Here is a 16677-nt window from a genome sequence, read left to right as displayed (position 1 = left end):
TGTTCCAGATATTAGACGTTGTGTTATTCCTCGTTCGATCGGCCGCAATCAATTCATCTGCGTCTGGTTCTGCTAAACCATCGCTATGTTTACGATTCAAATCTCTAGTCCTTTTACATCTGATGGATGTCAAGTGAAATGAAGAATGGAATTCGCGAATATATCGTCAAGTAAAACTCTCGTATTTCTTGATATTCTCATGCACTTGTGAATTAGATTCTTTCGATTGAAAACAGCTGTATTCTAATTACCTAACCCAGTAGCCTGTAGAGTCAGAAATGAAAATATGGTTTCCATATTTGAGAGGGCTTGTGGATTTAAATGCCTTAAAGATGTTTATTCTTGCCGTCCGCAGCGGCAGTCTTTCTGCCGCTGCGCGTCAAAACAACATACCTCTTCCGACACTAAGTCGCAGGATATCTGAACTTGAGAATGAGCTGAACGTCGTTTTGCTTGAACGGACAGCGAAAGGTTGCAGAGCAACAGAGTCAGGAATAAAGCTCCTGAACCAGACCAGCTCAGCCATAGATATACTTAATGATGCAGAGCAGGCTCTCACAACCGGAACCCCTCACATTACTGGCCGATTGCGGCTGACGATGCCGCAATCACTTGAACCATGGTGGGAAATCATCAGGCAGTTTCAGCAGATGCATCCGAAGATAGCCGTTAACGTTTATGCGACTGAACGGCGAGTGGATTTAATATCTGAAGGCATTGATGTTGCCCTAAGGGTCGGTAGCATTGCGGATGATGATGTCGTGGCGCGCCATCTTTTGGATTTTAGACATATTCTGGTCGCCAGCCCGAAACTTTTCCTGGACAGTGAGCTCCCCAAAGAACCGTCAGATCTTATGAATTGCCCCTGTGCAGCTTGGGGGTCAGTGATAGGAACTCGCCCAGTATGGATGCTCGGTGAGCATGCCTATGATGTTCCTGCCATATTCATGGTAAATGATTATCTTCATTTGCGTTCGGGAGCGCTTGCTGGTGACTACATCACCGAATTGCCTGCATTTTTTGCTGCTGAGTACATTAACAATGGGAAATTGATTGAGATTTTACCTCAGACGCGCTTGCCTTACTCGTCATTGCATTTGGTTTACAAAAAACACAGACATGTTTCTGCGGCTGCAAGTGCTTATATAGAATTCTGTACGGATAATGCCTTCGTCCTGAAGGAGAAAAGCCGTATAGCGTCAGATAATGAAAATACGCATTCGTAAGCTGTTGTATAGTCCATATCGTCAACGGGTGTAAACAACGGGTAAAAAGTGATCCACTTACTGTCACCACCAACGGTTTAATATTGACCCACCTTGTTTACTCAGGATGAGCTTCAGCGATAACCCCGGCCTTTAGTTTCTGCAATCAACCGATAGCTCTCTCCTTTTATCTGCACAACGTGTGAGTGATGTAAGATTCGGTCCAGCATCGCAGATATTAGTGCTGCATCACCTAGGAACTTCTGATCCCATAGCCCGAACGGCAGATAGCCTATTTCATCGATGATGAGTAGTTTTGGGGCCATAACACCGCGATGAAGCATCGTTTTGTAACGCCCTTGTCGCTGTGCCGTCGATAGGCAGCCAGTTCGGGTTCTCCCTCAACCCATTAGATACTTCTTGCTCGGTAAACAAACGTCACTGAACTCCTCTTCCCTCCCAATAAGCTTTCTCAATCTGTAGCTTGTCGACGACGCGTTCCTTTCCCGAATCAGATGAATGCTTCACAGCTACAGCTATTTGAGTTTTATATTTAAAATCAATAAGTAGATCCTTCGTAACAACTTTAAGGAATCCTTTGATTTGCGGATGACGGCTGCCAAGCTGTAGACAGATATCCAGAGTGTCAGTTACAGGGATAGGGAATTGCTCACGGATACTCTCGCCTCGGCTGCTAAGCTCATCCACTTTGATGAATGGTTCATATTCTTTACCGATACCTAAACCGAATTTCTGTATGCGATGCAAATCCTTAGGATCGATAGGTTTGTTGGCGTCAGACATGAAAAAGCCTCCAGCTGTTGTATTGAGCATAGCTGGAGGCTTATTTTTATCAGACTTTATTATAATTTATCTATCTTTATTAGATCCCGACAACTATTTACCTTCATTTTTAAAAATTACTCTACCGTAACGGATTTCGCCAGGTTACGTGGCTGATCGACATCGGTGCCTTTAATCAGCGCGACGTGATAAGACAGCAACTGCAACGGCACCGTATAGAAGATTGGCGCAATCACTTCTTCGATATGCGGCAGTGGAATAATCTTCATATTTTCGCTGCTGGTGAAACCGGCATCTTCGTCAGCGAAGACATACAGCTCACCGCCGCGCGCCCGAACTTCTTCGATGTTGGATTTCAATTTTTCCAACAGCTCGTTGTTCGGTGCCACGACAACAACCGGCATATCCGCATCAATCAGCGCCAGCGGGCCGTGTTTCAGTTCGCCTGCGGCATAGGCTTCCGCGTGGATGTAAGAAATCTCTTTCAGCTTCAGCGCCCCTTCCATTGCGATCGGATACTGATCGCCACGGCCGAGGAACAGCGCATGGTGCTTGTCAGAGAAACCTTCCGCCAGAGATTCGATGAGTTTGTCCTGAGACAGCATTTGCTCAATACGCGCTGGCAGCGCCTGCAAACCGTGAACGATCTCATGCTCAATTTTCGCATCCATACCGCGCAGGCGGCCAACACGCGCCACCAGCATCAGCAGAACGGTAAGCTGGGTAGTGAAGGCTTTGGTCGAGGCCACGCCAATCTCTACGCCCGCTTTAGTCATCAGCGCCAGATCGGATTCACGCACCAGCGAGGAACCGGCGACGTTACAGATAGCCAGCGATCCCAGATAGCCCAGTTCTTTGGACAAACGCAGTGCTGCCAGCGTATCTGCGGTTTCACCGGATTGAGACAGGGTAATCATCAGGCTGTTCTTACGCACGGCAGGCTTGCGATAGCGGAATTCGGAAGCAATCTCCACGTCGCACGGAATACCGGCCAGTGATTCAAACCAGTAACGAGAAACCATACCGGAGTTGTAGGATGTACCACAGGCAATAATCTGAACGTGTTCAACCTTCGCCAGCAGCTCATCCGCTTTCGGGCCTAACTCAGACAGATTGATCTCGCCGTGGCTGAAACGCCCTTCAAGGGTGTTCTTGATCGCCATCGGCTGTTCGTAGATCTCTTTCTGCATGTAGTGACGATACGCGCCTTTATCACCAGCATCGTAATTCACTTTTGATTCAATTTCTTCGCGTGCGGCAAGCTGGCCGGATTTATCAAACACGCGCACATCACGACGGGTGATTTCCGCGATGTCGCCTTCTTCCAGGAACATGAAACGGCGAGTCACTGGCAGCAGCGCCAGCTGATCGGAGGCGATGAAGTTTTCACCAACACCACGGCCAATCACCAGCGGACTACCAGAACGTGCAGCAACCAGTACGCTTGGGTCCCGGTTATCCAACACCACCATGCCATACGCGCCGCGCAGCTGTGGGATCACGCGCTTAACCACGTCAACCAGCGTTCCGCCATTCTGTTGCTGTTCAAAATGAACCAGATGGGCAACCACTTCCGTATCGGTTTCGGAGACAAAGCGATAGCCGCGACCGATCAGCAGTTCACGCAGCGGCTCGTGGTTTTCGATAATGCCGTTATGAACGATAGTGATATGTTCAGAAACATGCGGGTGTGCGTTCTCTTCAGAAGGTTCACCGTGCGTTGCCCAGCGAGTATGGGCAATACCCGTACCGCCGTGCAGTTCATGCTCTTCGGCTGCCTGAGACAGCACCTGCACTTTCCCCAGACGACGCAAACGAGCGACATGTCCTTCGCTGTCAACAACCGCCAGGCCCGCAGAGTCATAGCCGCGGTACTCAAGACGGCGTAAACCTTCCAACAAAATTTCAGCAACATCACGTTGCGCAACAGCGCCTACAATTCCACACATCGATGGTATTCCTATAAAAGTGACATATTGTGTCACCAGGGATGTCTTAGACCTGATTGTTCCGGTTTTTCCGGGTTCCCCGAGCCTTGTAGAAAGTTGGGGATTATTATGTTTTGTTCTGTGCTCGGGGACCGACCCACACAGGGGATAGGCCAAAGCACAGGGCAAAACCGCCTCCGCCGCGTGCGGAGGCATTAAATATTATTTCTTTTTCACCGGACGTTGCCAGCCGGAAATATGCCGTTGCTTCACGCGACCGACCACCAGCTCATTCTCTGCCACATCATGCGTAACCGTCGTTCCTGCACCGATCGTCGCACCGCTGGCTATGCTAACGGGCGCTACCAGCTGACTATCCGAACCAACAAATACATCGTCACCAATAATTGTTTTGTGTTTATTTGCGCCGTCATAATTACAGGTGATCGTTCCCGCGCCAATATTAACACCGGAACCGATATCCGCATCCCCCAAATAGCTAAGGTGACCCGCTTTTGATCCTTTACCTAAACGCGCTTTTTTCAGTTCGACAAAGTTGCCAACATGCGCACCCTCAGCCAGTTCTGATCCTGGACGCAGGCGGGCAAATGGGCCAACGGTACACTGTGCTTCGAGTACGGCATCTTCCAACACGGAATAAGGGCTGATCTCACAATCATCGCCAATGATGCAGTTTTTGATCACGCAGCCAGCACCGATTTTCACTCGGTTACCCAGCTTAACATTGCCTTCCACGACCGTATTGATATCAATCACCACATCGCGACCATGAGTCAATTCGCCGCGCAGATCAAATCGAGCCGGATCGAGCAGCATGACACCCGCCAACAGCAGTTTATCCGCCTGTTCACGCTGATAAACCCGCTCCAGCGCCGACAGTTGCAGACGATTATTAACGCCTTCAACTTCGCTCAACCGCTCGGGATGGACCGCTTCAACACGCTGACCTTCTTCCGCTGCCATCGCAATAATATCGGTGATGTAAAACTCGCCCTGTGCGTTGTTGTTATTCAACTGGCTTAGCCAACGCTTCAGATCTTTGCCGTTCGCGATCAAAATACCAGTATTGATCTCGTTAATCTGGCGCTGTTCTTCGCTGGCATCTTTATGCTCGACGATCCCGACTACGGCACCCTTTTCACGCACAATTCGTCCATAGCCCGTCGGATCGTCCAGCTTCACCGTCAACAGGCCGATACCGCCCTGCGGCTTAGCCTCGCGTAAACGCCCCAGCGTTTGCGATGAAATCAGCGGCACATCGCCATACAACATCAAGATGTCTTCATCATCAGCAAAATGAGGCGCGGCTTGCTGCATCGCATGCCCAGTTCCCAGCTGTTCCGCCTGCAATACCCAGTTCAACGCCGGATCGGTCAATTCACGTTTTAGCAGATCGCCGCCGTGGCCATAGACCAGATGAACGTGCTGTGCGCCTGTCGTCATTGCAGCATCAATAACGTGCTGAACCATCGGCTTACCCGCCAGTTTATGCAGCACCTTGGGAAGGTCCGAATACATACGGGTCCCTTTACCCGCAGCAAGGATTACCACACTCATCGAACTATTTGACATAAGTATCCTGACAATACGGAGCCACCGCTCCGCAAGAATAAAATGGCCAGCCTGCTACGGCATGAATAACCAGAGTTTACCGAAACTACTGCTTAACGCGGATACTTTTTGGTGAGTTTTTTCTGAAAATTTCACTCAAAACGGCGAATGTTCATAAGGAGAAGAAACGGACACCGTGCTATCGACATCAACAGAAATGACACAGAGTTTCATAAAAAACAGACTTTTTTTTTAAGTATTTCCATTTGTGACACACACAAAAGAAACAGCGTTTCATTTATAGCAATATACGCGGGCAAATAATTCAATAACGAAGGAGATACAATGAAACGTTGTTCTTCACAAAAATGTGATTCATTACGGAAACACCGTTCTTCACGCCTCGCAGCCGTCGCGTTGACGAATGCATTACTTTTCAGCTTCAGTACACACGCCGCGACAGAATCATCGCCAGTCTGGCACGGTGTCGCCTTTGGCCAATCGACAGACGTCAACTTCTCATCCAATGTCCTGCCGGAAAAAGTTGGTGTTAATAACGTCACCATTAACGGCAAAAAATTATCACCGGGGGATAATGCTGATTTATCCACACCGATCACGATCGAGAGCCGTGGCGGAAAGATTGCCAACACCCATGACGGGCTGACGTTCTTCTATACGCAACTGCCTGCGAATGTGAACTTTACACTTCAGTCTGATATTACTGTGGAACAGTTTGGGCCAGAAAACGGCGCCAAACCGGCAGCTCAGGAAGGCGCGGGGATTCTGGTGCGCGATATTATCGGCGTGCCGCGTCAGGAACCGCTGAAAGAAGGGTATGAGGAATTCCCTGCGGCATCCAACATGGTGATGAACGCCATCATGACGCAGGATAAAAAGTCTCATACCGAAATCAAACTACAGGCAATTTTACGTAATGGCGTCACACAACCGTGGGGCAACGCCGGCGCGAAAATTACCAAAACCAGCTATCAGGAAAATGTAAATCTAGAGCAAACGCCAACGTTCCGTCTGAAACTGGAACGCACCAACGACGGCTTCATTACCTCTTATGCGCCGAAAGGCACGGACAACTGGGTATCAAAAGAAGTCAAAGGCGCGGACGTCGTCACCAAGCTGGATAAAGACCATTACTACGTCGGTTTCTTTGCTTCCCGTAACGCCAAAATTACCATCAGCAATGCACAGTTGACCACGACACCAGCGCAAACCAAAGGCTCACCGGAGTTTAAAGCCAAGGATTATGATCCTTTGCTCCAGGTTATGTCATCGCCTAAAACCACCAGCGAACACTATGTGGTTCAGGCCAGAGCCAATTACAATGGCACGATCGCGGTGTCGCAAGATGGTAAATCTCTGGGTGAAGCGAAGCAGGTAAAAGCGGGAGAAACCTTATCTCTGCCAGCGAAAATTGCTGGTAACGGCGCTGAGTTCAAGATTGCCTACCAGCCTACGGAAGGCGATGATAAAGCAGTAAAAGAGAGCACGTTCAAGGTTGAAAGAGTAGCCTATGCAGACGCTAAAAATCTGTATGTTTCGCCACAAGGTTCAGCCAGCAATGACGGCAGTAAAAATGCACCGATCGATTTAGCCAGCGCCGTCGCCGCTCTTCCTGCTGGTGGCACTATCTGGCTCAACGATGGCGATTACAGCGCGGCTGAAATCCCTGTCAGCGCCAGCGGCCAGCAAAAAACCGTCAAGAACCTGTTTGCTGTCGGCAATAAAGCCGTCATTCATGGCCTGCAGTTGAAAGCGAGCCATTGGCATGTTAAAGGGATTGAAATTACAGAGAAACCGTTCCGTATCGAAGGGAGCTATAACACCATCGAACGCGTTCTGGCGCACCACGCTGACGATACGGGTATTCAGGTGACCTCGACGGCAGATGTAGGCAGACCACTGTGGGCCAGCCATAACCTGATTCTGAATTCAGAATCTCACAGCAACCAAGATCCAGGCAAAATTAACGCCGACGGTTTCGCGGTGAAAATGCGTGTGGGTGAAGGCAACGTGATTCGCGGTGCGTTCTCGCACAACAACATCGATGACGGCTTCGACCTGTTTAACAAAATTGAAGACGGCGCCAACGGCGTTGTGGTGATCGAGAATTCAATTGCCATGAACAACACCAGCAACGGCTTCAAAATGGGTGGTGAAGGCCAACCAGTGGCGCATCAGGTTAAAAACAGCATTGCTGTGGGCAACAAACTTGATGGTTTCACTGACAACTTCAACCCTGGCGCCTTGATCGTTGAAAACAACATCGCGTTAGATAACGAACGCTTTAACTTTATCTTCCGCCCAAGCCCTTACTCTGGCCCGGAAAAACAAGGCGTCTTCAAGAACAACATTTCGCTGAAAACCAAAGCGGGTAAATATGATGATGCGGTTGTCGGCAATATCGATAACACCAACTATTTCATCAAAGAAGACCGTTCGGTTAACGCGCAAGGCAAGGAAATCACCGTAAATAACTTCGTATCCGTTACCGTTCCGGAGACGTTTACGCGTGATGCCAAAGGCAATCTGGTACTTGGCGATTTTCTGAAGAAAAAATAAGCCAGCGCAGAGAGCATCACAGATTTTGCCGTTATCCGGCGTAAAAAATTATGCTGAGGAGATAGCAGGCTTAGGATGAGCCGCATGGACGCGGCGAAAGCTTGCGCCACGTCAAGAACGTGTCGCAAGCGGTCCGTTAAGCCTGATACCGACGAAGGTACCGCGTAGCGGCATAATTTAGCCGGAAGCCTGGGTTCGCAGGGCGGCGGCGATTGAGCGTCCCTGCGTCGGGCGCGTGCTACAGAGCCGCATGAAAATGACGGCATTATCGCGCACGAAACCGTCTCTTAGTCTGCATAAAAATGTCACTAAGAGGCAAATCTGTGAAGGCAGGGAAGGGGCATAACCTTAAATACAAAAAGGCCAGTCAGTGTGAACTGACTGGCCTTCAATTATTGCAAGCTTATCTGTTACATCGCTTTTCTGGTCAGCTCGATAACACGCAGCTTCGCAATCGCTTTAGTCAGCTCTGCGGAAGCCTGAGCATAATCCACATCGCCATGCGAATTGCGGATATGATCTTCGGCTTTGCGCTTCGCTTCCAGCGCACGTGCTTCATCCAGATCCTGCCCACGGATAGCGGTATCAGACAGTACGGTGACCATATTCGGCTGCACCTCAAGGACGCCGCCAGAAAGATAGATATACTCTTCCTCACCGTGCTGCTTAACGATACGAATCATACCCGGCTTAATGGCAGTGAGCAGAGGGGCATGTCCCGGATAAATACCCAGTTCGCCTTCGCTCCCCGTTACCTGGATCTTCTGCACCAGACCGGAGAACATTTGCTGTTCTGCACTCACGACATCCAGATGGTAAGTCATAGCCATGTCACCCTCCTACAAGGCGTTACAGTTTCTTGGCTTTTTCCACGACTTCTTCAATGGAACCAACCATATAGAACGCCTGCTCTGGCAGGTGGTCGTATTCGCCTTCCATAATCCCTTTAAAGCCACGAATAGTGTCTTTCAGGGAAACGTATTTGCCCGGAGAACCGGTAAATACTTCCGCTACGAAGAACGGCTGAGACAGGAAGCGCTGAATCTTACGCGCACGGGATACCACCAACTTGTCTTCTTCAGACAGCTCGTCCATACCCAGAATCGCGATGATGTCTTTCAGTTCCTGATAACGTTGCAGAATAGACTGCACGCCACGAGCAACATCATAGTGTTCCTGACCAACAACCAGCGGATCCAACTGACGGCTGGTGGAATCCAGCGGGTCAACGGCCGGGTAGATACCCAGAGACGCGATCTGACGGCTCAGTACCACGGTTGCATCCAAGTGAGCAAAGGTGGTGGCTGGTGACGGGTCAGTCAAGTCATCCGCAGGAACGTAAACGGCCTGAACGGAGGTGATAGAACCGGTTTTGGTTGAGGTGATACGTTCTTGCAGAACGCCCATCTCTTCCGCCAGCGTCGGCTGATAACCTACCGCAGAAGGCATACGACCCAGCAGTGCAGATACTTCCGTACCGGCCAGGGTATAACGGTAGATGTTATCGACGAACAGCAGTACGTCACGGCCTTCATCACGGAATTTTTCCGCCATGGTCAGACCGGTCAACGCTACGCGCAGACGGTTACCCGGCGGCTCGTTCATCTGACCATACACCAGTGATACTTTATCGATTACGTTGGAGTCGGTCATTTCGTGGTAGAAGTCGTTACCTTCACGGGTACGCTCACCTACGCCTGCAAACACGGAGTAACCGGAGTGCTCGATCGCGATGTTACGGATCAGCTCCATCATGTTTACGGTTTTACCTACGCCCGCACCACCGAAAAGACCCACTTTACCGCCCTTGGCAAACGGACACATCAGGTCGATAACCTTGATACCGGTTTCCAGCAGTTCCTGTGAGTTTGACAGCTCTTCATAGCTCGGAGCTGAACGGTGGATAGCCCAACGCTCTTCTTCGCCGATGTCGCCTTTCATGTCGATGGGATCGCCCAATACGTTCATGATACGACCCAGCGTTGCTTTACCTACCGGCACTTCGATCGGGTGGTCCAGGTTATTCACGTTCAACCCGCGACGCAGGCCGTCAGAAGAACCCATTGCGATACAACGAACAATGCCGCCGCCCAACTGCTGCTGCACTTCCAGCACCAGTTTTTCAGCGCCGTTCTCTACCTCAAGCGCATCGTACACCTTCGGTACGGCATCTTGCGGGAACTCGACGTCCACCACGGCGCCGATTACCTGGATAATCTTTCCAGTAGCCATCTTGAATCCTCTACGTAATTCGACAATACGTAATTCGTAAACCTGCTTTAAACCGCGGAGGCTCCCCCGACGATTTCGGTGAGTTCCTGGGTAATGCTGGCCTGACGAGCTTTGTTGTATACCAACTGCAGCTCTTTGATCAGGCTACCGCCGTTATCGGTCGCGGCTTTCATCGCAACCATTCGCGCGGCCTGCTCACTAGCCAGATTTTCTACGACACCCTGATAAACCTGAGATTCTACATAACGGCGCAGCAGGGTATCCAGCAGCGACTTAGGATCGGGTTCATACAGGTAATCCCAGGCTTTCTTCTTCAACTCACCGTCATCCGAAGGCGGTAACGGTAACACTTGAACAACAAGCGGTTCCTGAGACATGGTATTAATAAACTTGTTGCTGACGATATACAGCTTGTCCAGACGACCTTCGTCATAGGCTTGCAGCATAACTTTAACCGGGCCGATCAATTCTGATACGGAAGGGTTGTCACCCATACCGGTAACCTGAGCAACAATGTTTCCGCCTACCGAACCGAAGAAAGAGACCGCTTTGGAACCAATTAGCGCTAAATCAGTTTCAACGCCTTTGTCGCTCCAGGATTTCATATCAGCCAGCAGTTTCTTGAACAGGTTAATGTTCAGACCACCGCACAGGCCACGGTCAGTAGACACCACCAGATACCCAACGCGCTTAACGTCGCGTTCTTCCAGGTACGGGTGTTTATATTCCAGATTTCCTAACGCAAGGTGACCAATCACATTGCGTATGGTTTCCGCATAAGGACGGCTGGCCGCCATACGATCCTGCGATTTACGCATTTTGGAAGCGGCGACCATTTCCATTGCTTTGGTGATCTTCTGCGTATTTTGGACGCTTGCGATCTTACTACGTATCTCTTTTGCGCCGGCCATCTTTGCTTCTCCTCAAAGCCTTGCGGCCTGCTTTACAGCAGGCCACCGGGCGTTACCAGGACTGGGTTGCCTTAAAAGTATCGAGGATGCCTTTAAACTTGCCCTCGATCTCATCGTTATAAGCGCCAGTCTGGTCGATTTGTTGCAGAAGTTCGCCATGCTCACGGTCAGCATAAGCCAACAGTGCCGCTTCAAAGCTACCGACTTTCGACAGCTCAACATCTTCCAGATAACCACGTTCCGCCGCAAACAGAACCAGAGACTGCTGTGCGACTGACATCGGCGCATACTGTTTCTGCTTCAACAGCTCGGTCACTTTCTGACCGTGGCTCAACTGCTTACGGGTTGCATCATCAAGATCGGAAGCGAACTGAGAGAATGCTGCCAGCTCACGGTACTGTGCCAGAGCGGTACGAATACCACCGGACAGTTTCTTCATGATCTTGGTCTGTGCTGCACCACCCACACGGGATACGGAGATCCCTGGGTTAACCGCAGGACGAATACCGGCGTTAAACAGGTTGGATTCAAGGAAGATCTGACCATCGGTAATAGAAATTACGTTGGTTGGAACGAACGCAGAAACGTCACCCGCTTGCGTTTCGATGATCGGCAGAGCGGTCAACGAACCGGTTTTCCCTTTCACTTCACCCTTGGTGAATGCTTCAACGTAATCGGCGTTAACGCGCGATGCACGCTCCAGCAAACGGGAGTGGAGATAGAAAACGTCACCAGGATAAGCTTCACGACCTGGCGGACGACGGAGCAGCAGAGAAATCTGACGATAAGCAACGGCCTGTTTAGACAGGTCATCATAAATAATCAGCGCATCTTCACCGCGGTCACGGAAGTACTCGCCCATCGCACAGCCAGCATACGGTGCCAGATATTGCAGAGCAGCAGATTCAGACGCAGTAGCAACAACAACAATGGTGTTTTCCAGTGCACCGTGCTCTTCCAGTTTACGTACCACGTTAGAAATCGTGGAGGCTTTCTGGCCGATAGCGACGTACACACATTTGATGCCGGAATCACGCTGGTTGATGATGGCGTCGATGGCCAGTGCGGTTTTACCCGTCTGACGGTCACCGATAATCAGCTCACGCTGACCACGACCGATTGGAATCATGGCGTCAACGGACTTATAGCCCGTTTGTACCGGCTCATCAACGGACTGACGTTCGATAACGCCAGGCGCAATCGCTTCAACCGCAGAGAAACCGTCATGATCCAGTGCGCCTTTACCGTCAATCGGTGCGCCCAGCGTGTTGACCACACGACCCAACAGGCCGCGACCAACTGGAACTTCAAGAATACGGCCGGTGCATTTTACTTTCATGCCTTCAGCCAGATCCGCATACGGACCCATGACTACCGCACCAACGGAGTCGCGCTCCAGGTTCAGTGCGATTGCATAACGGTTACCCGGCAGAGAGATCATCTCTCCCTGCATCACGTCTGCCAGACCGTGGACGCGGATGATTCCGTCACTGACGGAAACAATAGTACCTTCATTGTGAGCTTCGCTCACCACATTGAACTGAGCAATGCGCTGCTTGATCAGTTCGCTGATTTCGGTGGAATTCAGTTGCATGCTCCAGTCCCCTTAAGACTGCAAGACGTCTGCCAGACGTTCCAGACGACCGCGAATGCTGCCATCTATCACCATATCGCCCGCGCGGATAACCACGCCGGCCATGACAGACTTATCAATTTTGCAATTCAGCTTCACTTTGCGTGACAGACGTTTTTCCATAGCGGCAGCGATCTTCGATAGCTGCTGCTCATTCAACGTATTGGCAGAAATGACATCGACGTCAACCGTCGATTCTAGCGCTGCCCGCAGTTGAATAAATTGTTCCAGTACTTCAGTAAGCACCGGTAAACGTCCGTTCTCGGCCATCACCTTAATCAGGTTCTGACCGGCTTCATCAAGTTGATCACCACAAACGGCAATGAACGTTTTCGCCAGTTCAATCGGTGCTACCGCACCAGAAAGCAACTCGGCAATCTGCTCATTGCGCGCCACTTCGGCCGAAAACGCCAGCATGTTCTGCCAGCGATCCAAGGCCTGATTCTCAACCGCAAAGTCAAAAGCTGCTTTGGCGTAGGGGCGAGCTACCGTGACAAATTCAGACATCAGCCCCTCCCTCCTTACAGTTCAGCGACCAGTTTATCAACGATGTCGCTGTTAGCAGCTTCATCCACGGAACGTTCAATAATTTTCTCGGCACCAGCAATCGCCAATACAGCAACTTGCTTACGCAGCTCTTCACGAGCACGTTTACGTTCGGCTTCGATTTCAGCCTGCGCCTGCGCCACAATCTTGTTACGTTCAGCTTCCGCTTCAGCTTTCGCCTCATCCAGGATCTGAGCACGGCGTTTGTTCGCCTGCTCGATGATAACCTGAGCATCCGCTTTGGCTTTCTTCAATTGATCTGTCGCATTGGCCTGAGCCAAGTTCAAATCTTTTTTGGCACGTTCAGCAGAAGCCAGACCGTCAGCAATTTCTTTCTGACGTTTCTCGATGGCTGCCATCATCGGCGGCCATACATACTTCATGCAGAACCAGACAAACAGGACGAACGCAATGGCCTGGCCGAGGATTGTTGCATTAATATTCACAGCACAATGCCTCTTTCAAAGTTAAATAAGTTGATGTTTTAACCTCAGCAGAACACATTCTGCTTAGGCCACCGCAAACATCACATACAGCCCCAGACCAACAGCGATCATTGGGATGGCGTCAACCAGACCCATGACGATAAAGAACTGTGTACGCAGTAAAGGAATCAGGTCAGGCTGACGAGCAGCACCTTCCAAGAATTTACCACCCAGAATGCCGATACCGATCGCAGCACCGATCGCCGCCAAACCCATCATTAACGCGGCAGCCATGTACAGCAGATCCACACTCAGGTTTTCCATGACAGTCTCCAGTTTGTTTCAGTTAAAAACGTTATTTGTTGAAAGAAAATCAATGCTCTTCAGATGCCATCGAGAGATAAACAACCGTCAGAACCATGAAAATAAAAGCCTGAAGCGTAATAATCAAAATGTGGAAAATAGCCCAAGGCACATTTAACAGCCATTGTGACCACCACGGCAACAGACCGGCAATCAGGATGAAGATCAACTCACCCGCATACATATTGCCAAACAGTCGCAAGCCTAAGGAAATAGGTTTGGACAGCAGGCTGACACCTTCAAGAATCAGGTTGATAGGAATAAATACTGGATGGTTGAACGGTTGCATGGTCAGTTCTTTAACAAAACCGCCAAGCCCCTTCATTTTGATGCTGTAGAACAGAACCAGGATAAATACCCCAAGCGCCATCGACAGCGTGATGTTCACGTCAGCCGTCGGGACAGCACGCAGATAAGCATGCGCAGGGTCGAACCCCAATAGGCTGTAGACACCCGCCCAGGCTTGCGGCAACAGATCGATGGGCAGCAGGTCCATCATATTCATCAGGAAAACCCAGACGAAAATGGTCAGTGCCAGAGGAGCAATCAGTTTGCTTTTGCCATGGAACATATCGCGCACGGTACCATCAACGAAACCGATAACCAGTTCGACAGCGGTTTGCAGCTTACCTGGCACACCGCTGGTTGCACGTTTCGCTACGCGGTGAAAGATAACCAGAAAGAGGACCCCAAGAGCGATGGAGAAAAACATCGAATCGACGTTGATCGCCCAAAAACCCGTCCCGACCTGCAAATGCTGCAAGTGGTGACCGATATACTCTTGCGGAGTAGAGATTTCTCCAGCAGCCATGATGTCTCTTACCCTTTTGTTGTTAATTACGGCAACGATTAATTACGGCCGGTGCCACGATCTGCATAACCAGCACCGATAAATAAGTCAGGCCAAGCGGAAAGAATGCCGCTTTAAACACGCCTAACGCCACCACTAACAGTGCAATGGTGATAAATACCTTAAGCGCCTCGCCAATCGCGAATGACCAAGCCACCACACGTCCATCAGCAGGCTTGTGTGACTGGTGACGCAAGGCAAACAGCACAAACAACACATTCGGTAACCAGGCTGCCAATCCTCCGCCTAATGCAGAAGCAGCAGCGTTGACGCTATTGAGGCTGAAAACAGCACTCAACAAAGCAAAAGTCACTAACTGTAACAACAGCAGCCTTAAGGCGACTTTTCCGCTGTAAAGTGATACAGGCATGACGTTTGCTCTCTCCGTACCTTTTCAGAGGTATACCGAATGACGTATAAAACTGCCTTTACACCACTGAGTCAAGCAGCAAAAAACGAGCAAATTATACGGGTCATACCTGCGAATTCAATCGATAAGTAGCGAAAAGGTGAACAATTATTTAAATTTCTTTCTGAAGCCCCGTTTTTACTAACAATCCTCGCGACTCATGTCTGGTGTCATTAATGTCTAAAGGCCTCCAATCTGTGATATGACTCACATAAAAGGGCTTACGAATATTTACAACAGGATGTATTTTTTTTGTCCTTAGTAATAAAACGTATTTATTTTATTTAATTTCAATAATTTAATAAAAAACCTATCCAAAAATCGCAATAAACAAGCTTTCAACCACCTATTGACATTATTGATATCGTTTTTTTACTCAATTAACACAAAAATAACTAAATTTTGATGCCGATGATTTATTTTCGCTCGTTATTATTCAGTGCGAAAGCAAAAGGACAACGCTGAAAAAACGAAGATGTAAAATTTCAGTGATCGCAATGCGTTCCAGGACAATGCCACCGATAGACGAGGTGGCATCCTGACATGCAATATTTAGTTATAATTTTTTTGATAAAAAACAAAATTAGTTTGGTTTAAGCACGACCAAATGGCGTTCACCTTCCAGATCGGGAACGGATAAGCGAACAACTTGATCTAATAGGACATCTTGTGGCAAGGATGACAATTCATCCTCTGGAAGTAGGCCTTTTAGCGCATAAAACCGCCCTGTAGGTCTGGCTGGAAGATGGTTGCACCAGTTAATCATGTCCTGCAAAGAGGCAAATGCCCGACTGATCACCCCATCAAAAGGGGGTTCTGCTGGAAACGCCTCAACGCGACTCTGTACTGGCGTGATGTTTTCAAGCTGTAGTTCATGCTGAACCTGACGCAGGAAGCGCACACGCTTACCTAGGCTATCCAGCAAAGTAAAATGCGACTCAGGGCGAACAATCGCCAACGGAATTCCTGGTAACCCAGGCCCGGTACCCACATCGATAAAACGCTGTCCGTGTAAATGTGGCTCAACCACGATACTGTCCATGATGTGGCGGACCAGCATTTGCTGCGGATCGCGTACCGACGTCAGATTATAAGCTTTGTTCCACTTATTCAGCATATCAACATACTGTATCAGAAGATTTTTTTGCTTATCTGAAATCACCATACCAGCCGCGTTTAGCAGATTATCGAGTGTGTTGCGCACAATAAGATCCCGATG

At 49.6% G+C, this 16677-nt stretch carries 15 protein-coding genes and 1 pseudogene; 2 read left to right on the top strand and 14 right to left on the bottom strand.

Annotated features, from left to right (window positions below; all coding sequences use genetic code 11):
* The first annotated feature begins 278 nt into the window (after window positions 1–278).
* Window positions 279–1226, top strand: a complete 948-nt coding sequence (locus IG609_RS20270; protein ID WP_226373282.1) for a LysR family transcriptional regulator — start codon at window positions 279–281, stop codon at window positions 1224–1226.
* A 97-nt stretch (window positions 1227–1323) separates the two neighbouring features.
* On the opposite strand, the pseudogene IG609_RS20265 reads toward IG609_RS20270, so the two are convergent.
* The 4 genes and pseudogenes from IG609_RS20265 to glmU all read right to left on the bottom strand — a co-directional run.
* Window positions 1324–1585, bottom strand: a pseudogene (locus IG609_RS20265) (ATP-binding protein); the annotation flags it as partial.
* Between the two features lie 58 nt (window positions 1586–1643).
* The gene (locus IG609_RS20260; RefSeq protein WP_193398798.1) at window positions 1644–2009 is read right to left on the bottom strand and encodes a TnsA endonuclease N-terminal domain-containing protein; all 366 of its coding nucleotides are present in this window, start codon (window positions 2007–2009) and stop codon (window positions 1644–1646) included.
* 116 nt (window positions 2010–2125) lie between these two features.
* Window positions 2126–3958: a glutamine--fructose-6-phosphate transaminase (isomerizing) gene (glmS, locus tag IG609_RS20255; RefSeq protein ID WP_193400314.1), complete on the bottom strand. Its 1833-nt coding sequence runs from the start codon at window positions 3956–3958 to the stop codon at window positions 2126–2128.
* Between the two features lie 201 nt (window positions 3959–4159).
* A complete protein-coding gene (glmU, locus tag IG609_RS20250; RefSeq protein WP_116237569.1) occupies window positions 4160–5530 on the bottom strand; it encodes a bifunctional UDP-N-acetylglucosamine diphosphorylase/glucosamine-1-phosphate N-acetyltransferase GlmU in 1371 nt (456 codons plus the stop codon).
* A gap of 324 nt (window positions 5531–5854) precedes the next feature.
* Here glmU and pelX point away from each other — a divergent pair, with 324 nt between their 5' ends.
* Window positions 5855–8089 carry a pectate disaccharide-lyase PelX gene (gene pelX, locus IG609_RS20245; RefSeq protein WP_193400312.1) on the top strand — a complete coding sequence of 745 codons (2235 nt, stop codon included), beginning with the start codon at window positions 5855–5857 and terminating at the stop codon, window positions 8087–8089.
* 410 nt (window positions 8090–8499) lie between these two features.
* Here the strand turns inward: pelX and IG609_RS20240 are convergent, their stop codons facing one another.
* From IG609_RS20240 to rsmG, 10 genes are all read right to left on the bottom strand, one after another.
* On the bottom strand, window positions 8500–8919 hold the full coding sequence (locus IG609_RS20240) for a F0F1 ATP synthase subunit epsilon (protein WP_005976558.1): 420 nt from the start codon (window positions 8917–8919) through the stop codon (window positions 8500–8502).
* 19 nt (window positions 8920–8938) lie between these two features.
* Complete coding sequence (atpD, locus tag IG609_RS20235) at window positions 8939–10321, bottom strand: F0F1 ATP synthase subunit beta (protein ID WP_039317443.1); 1383 nt, start codon at window positions 10319–10321, stop codon at window positions 8939–8941.
* A gap of 47 nt (window positions 10322–10368) precedes the next feature.
* Complete coding sequence (gene atpG, locus IG609_RS20230; protein WP_005976554.1) at window positions 10369–11232, bottom strand: F0F1 ATP synthase subunit gamma; 864 nt, start codon at window positions 11230–11232, stop codon at window positions 10369–10371.
* A gap of 52 nt (window positions 11233–11284) precedes the next feature.
* Window positions 11285–12826 carry a F0F1 ATP synthase subunit alpha gene (gene atpA, locus IG609_RS20225; protein WP_005976551.1) on the bottom strand — a complete coding sequence of 514 codons (1542 nt, stop codon included), beginning with the start codon at window positions 12824–12826 and terminating at the stop codon, window positions 11285–11287.
* Window positions 12827–12838: 12 nt separating this feature from the next.
* Window positions 12839–13372, bottom strand: a complete 534-nt coding sequence (gene atpH, locus IG609_RS20220) for a F0F1 ATP synthase subunit delta (protein WP_193398794.1) — start codon at window positions 13370–13372, stop codon at window positions 12839–12841.
* Window positions 13373–13386: 14 nt separating this feature from the next.
* On the bottom strand, window positions 13387–13857 hold the full coding sequence (gene atpF / locus IG609_RS20215; protein ID WP_010681466.1) for a F0F1 ATP synthase subunit B: 471 nt from the start codon (window positions 13855–13857) through the stop codon (window positions 13387–13389).
* 63 nt (window positions 13858–13920) lie between these two features.
* Window positions 13921–14160, bottom strand: a complete 240-nt coding sequence (atpE, locus tag IG609_RS20210; RefSeq protein WP_005976545.1) for a F0F1 ATP synthase subunit C — start codon at window positions 14158–14160, stop codon at window positions 13921–13923.
* A 49-nt stretch (window positions 14161–14209) separates the two neighbouring features.
* The gene (atpB, locus tag IG609_RS20205; protein WP_193398793.1) at window positions 14210–15010 is read right to left on the bottom strand and encodes a F0F1 ATP synthase subunit A; all 801 of its coding nucleotides are present in this window, start codon (window positions 15008–15010) and stop codon (window positions 14210–14212) included.
* A gap of 22 nt (window positions 15011–15032) precedes the next feature.
* Window positions 15033–15419: a F0F1 ATP synthase subunit I gene (atpI, locus tag IG609_RS20200; protein ID WP_102118001.1), complete on the bottom strand. Its 387-nt coding sequence runs from the start codon at window positions 15417–15419 to the stop codon at window positions 15033–15035.
* Window positions 15420–16041: 622 nt separating this feature from the next.
* Window positions 16042–16662, bottom strand: coding sequence for a 16S rRNA (guanine(527)-N(7))-methyltransferase RsmG (gene rsmG, locus IG609_RS20195; RefSeq protein ID WP_102118002.1), 621 nt, complete (start codon window positions 16660–16662; stop codon window positions 16042–16044).
* Window positions 16663–16677: the final 15 nt, after the last annotated feature.

This window comes from Pectobacterium quasiaquaticum (assembly GCF_014946775.2).
GTDB lineage: Bacteria > Pseudomonadota > Gammaproteobacteria > Enterobacterales > Enterobacteriaceae > Pectobacterium > Pectobacterium aquaticum.
This window is presented reverse-complemented; position numbering and strand designations above follow the sequence as displayed.

Coding starts and splice junctions, on each gene's coding strand:
- IG609_RS20270 (WP_226373282.1), top strand. CDS start 279: ATGAAAATATGGTTTCCATATTTGAGAGGGCTTGTGGATTTAAATGCC.
- IG609_RS20260 (WP_193398798.1), bottom strand. CDS start 2,009: ATGTCTGACGCCAACAAACCTATCGATCCTAAGGATTTGCATCGCATA.
- glmS (WP_193400314.1), bottom strand. CDS start 3,958: ATGTGTGGAATTGTAGGCGCTGTTGCGCAACGTGATGTTGCTGAAATT.
- glmU (WP_116237569.1), bottom strand. CDS start 5,530: ATGTCAAATAGTTCGATGAGTGTGGTAATCCTTGCTGCGGGTAAAGGG.
- pelX (WP_193400312.1), top strand. CDS start 5,855: ATGAAACGTTGTTCTTCACAAAAATGTGATTCATTACGGAAACACCGT.
- IG609_RS20240 (WP_005976558.1), bottom strand. CDS start 8,919: ATGGCTATGACTTACCATCTGGATGTCGTGAGTGCAGAACAGCAAATG.
- atpD (WP_039317443.1), bottom strand. CDS start 10,321: ATGGCTACTGGAAAGATTATCCAGGTAATCGGCGCCGTGGTGGACGTC.
- atpG (WP_005976554.1), bottom strand. CDS start 11,232: ATGGCCGGCGCAAAAGAGATACGTAGTAAGATCGCAAGCGTCCAAAAT.
- atpA (WP_005976551.1), bottom strand. CDS start 12,826: ATGCAACTGAATTCCACCGAAATCAGCGAACTGATCAAGCAGCGCATT.
- atpH (WP_193398794.1), bottom strand. CDS start 13,372: ATGTCTGAATTTGTCACGGTAGCTCGCCCCTACGCCAAAGCAGCTTTT.
- atpE (WP_005976545.1), bottom strand. CDS start 14,160: ATGGAAAACCTGAGTGTGGATCTGCTGTACATGGCTGCCGCGTTAATG.
- atpB (WP_193398793.1), bottom strand. CDS start 15,010: ATGGCTGCTGGAGAAATCTCTACTCCGCAAGAGTATATCGGTCACCAC.
- atpI (WP_102118001.1), bottom strand. CDS start 15,419: ATGCCTGTATCACTTTACAGCGGAAAAGTCGCCTTAAGGCTGCTGTTG.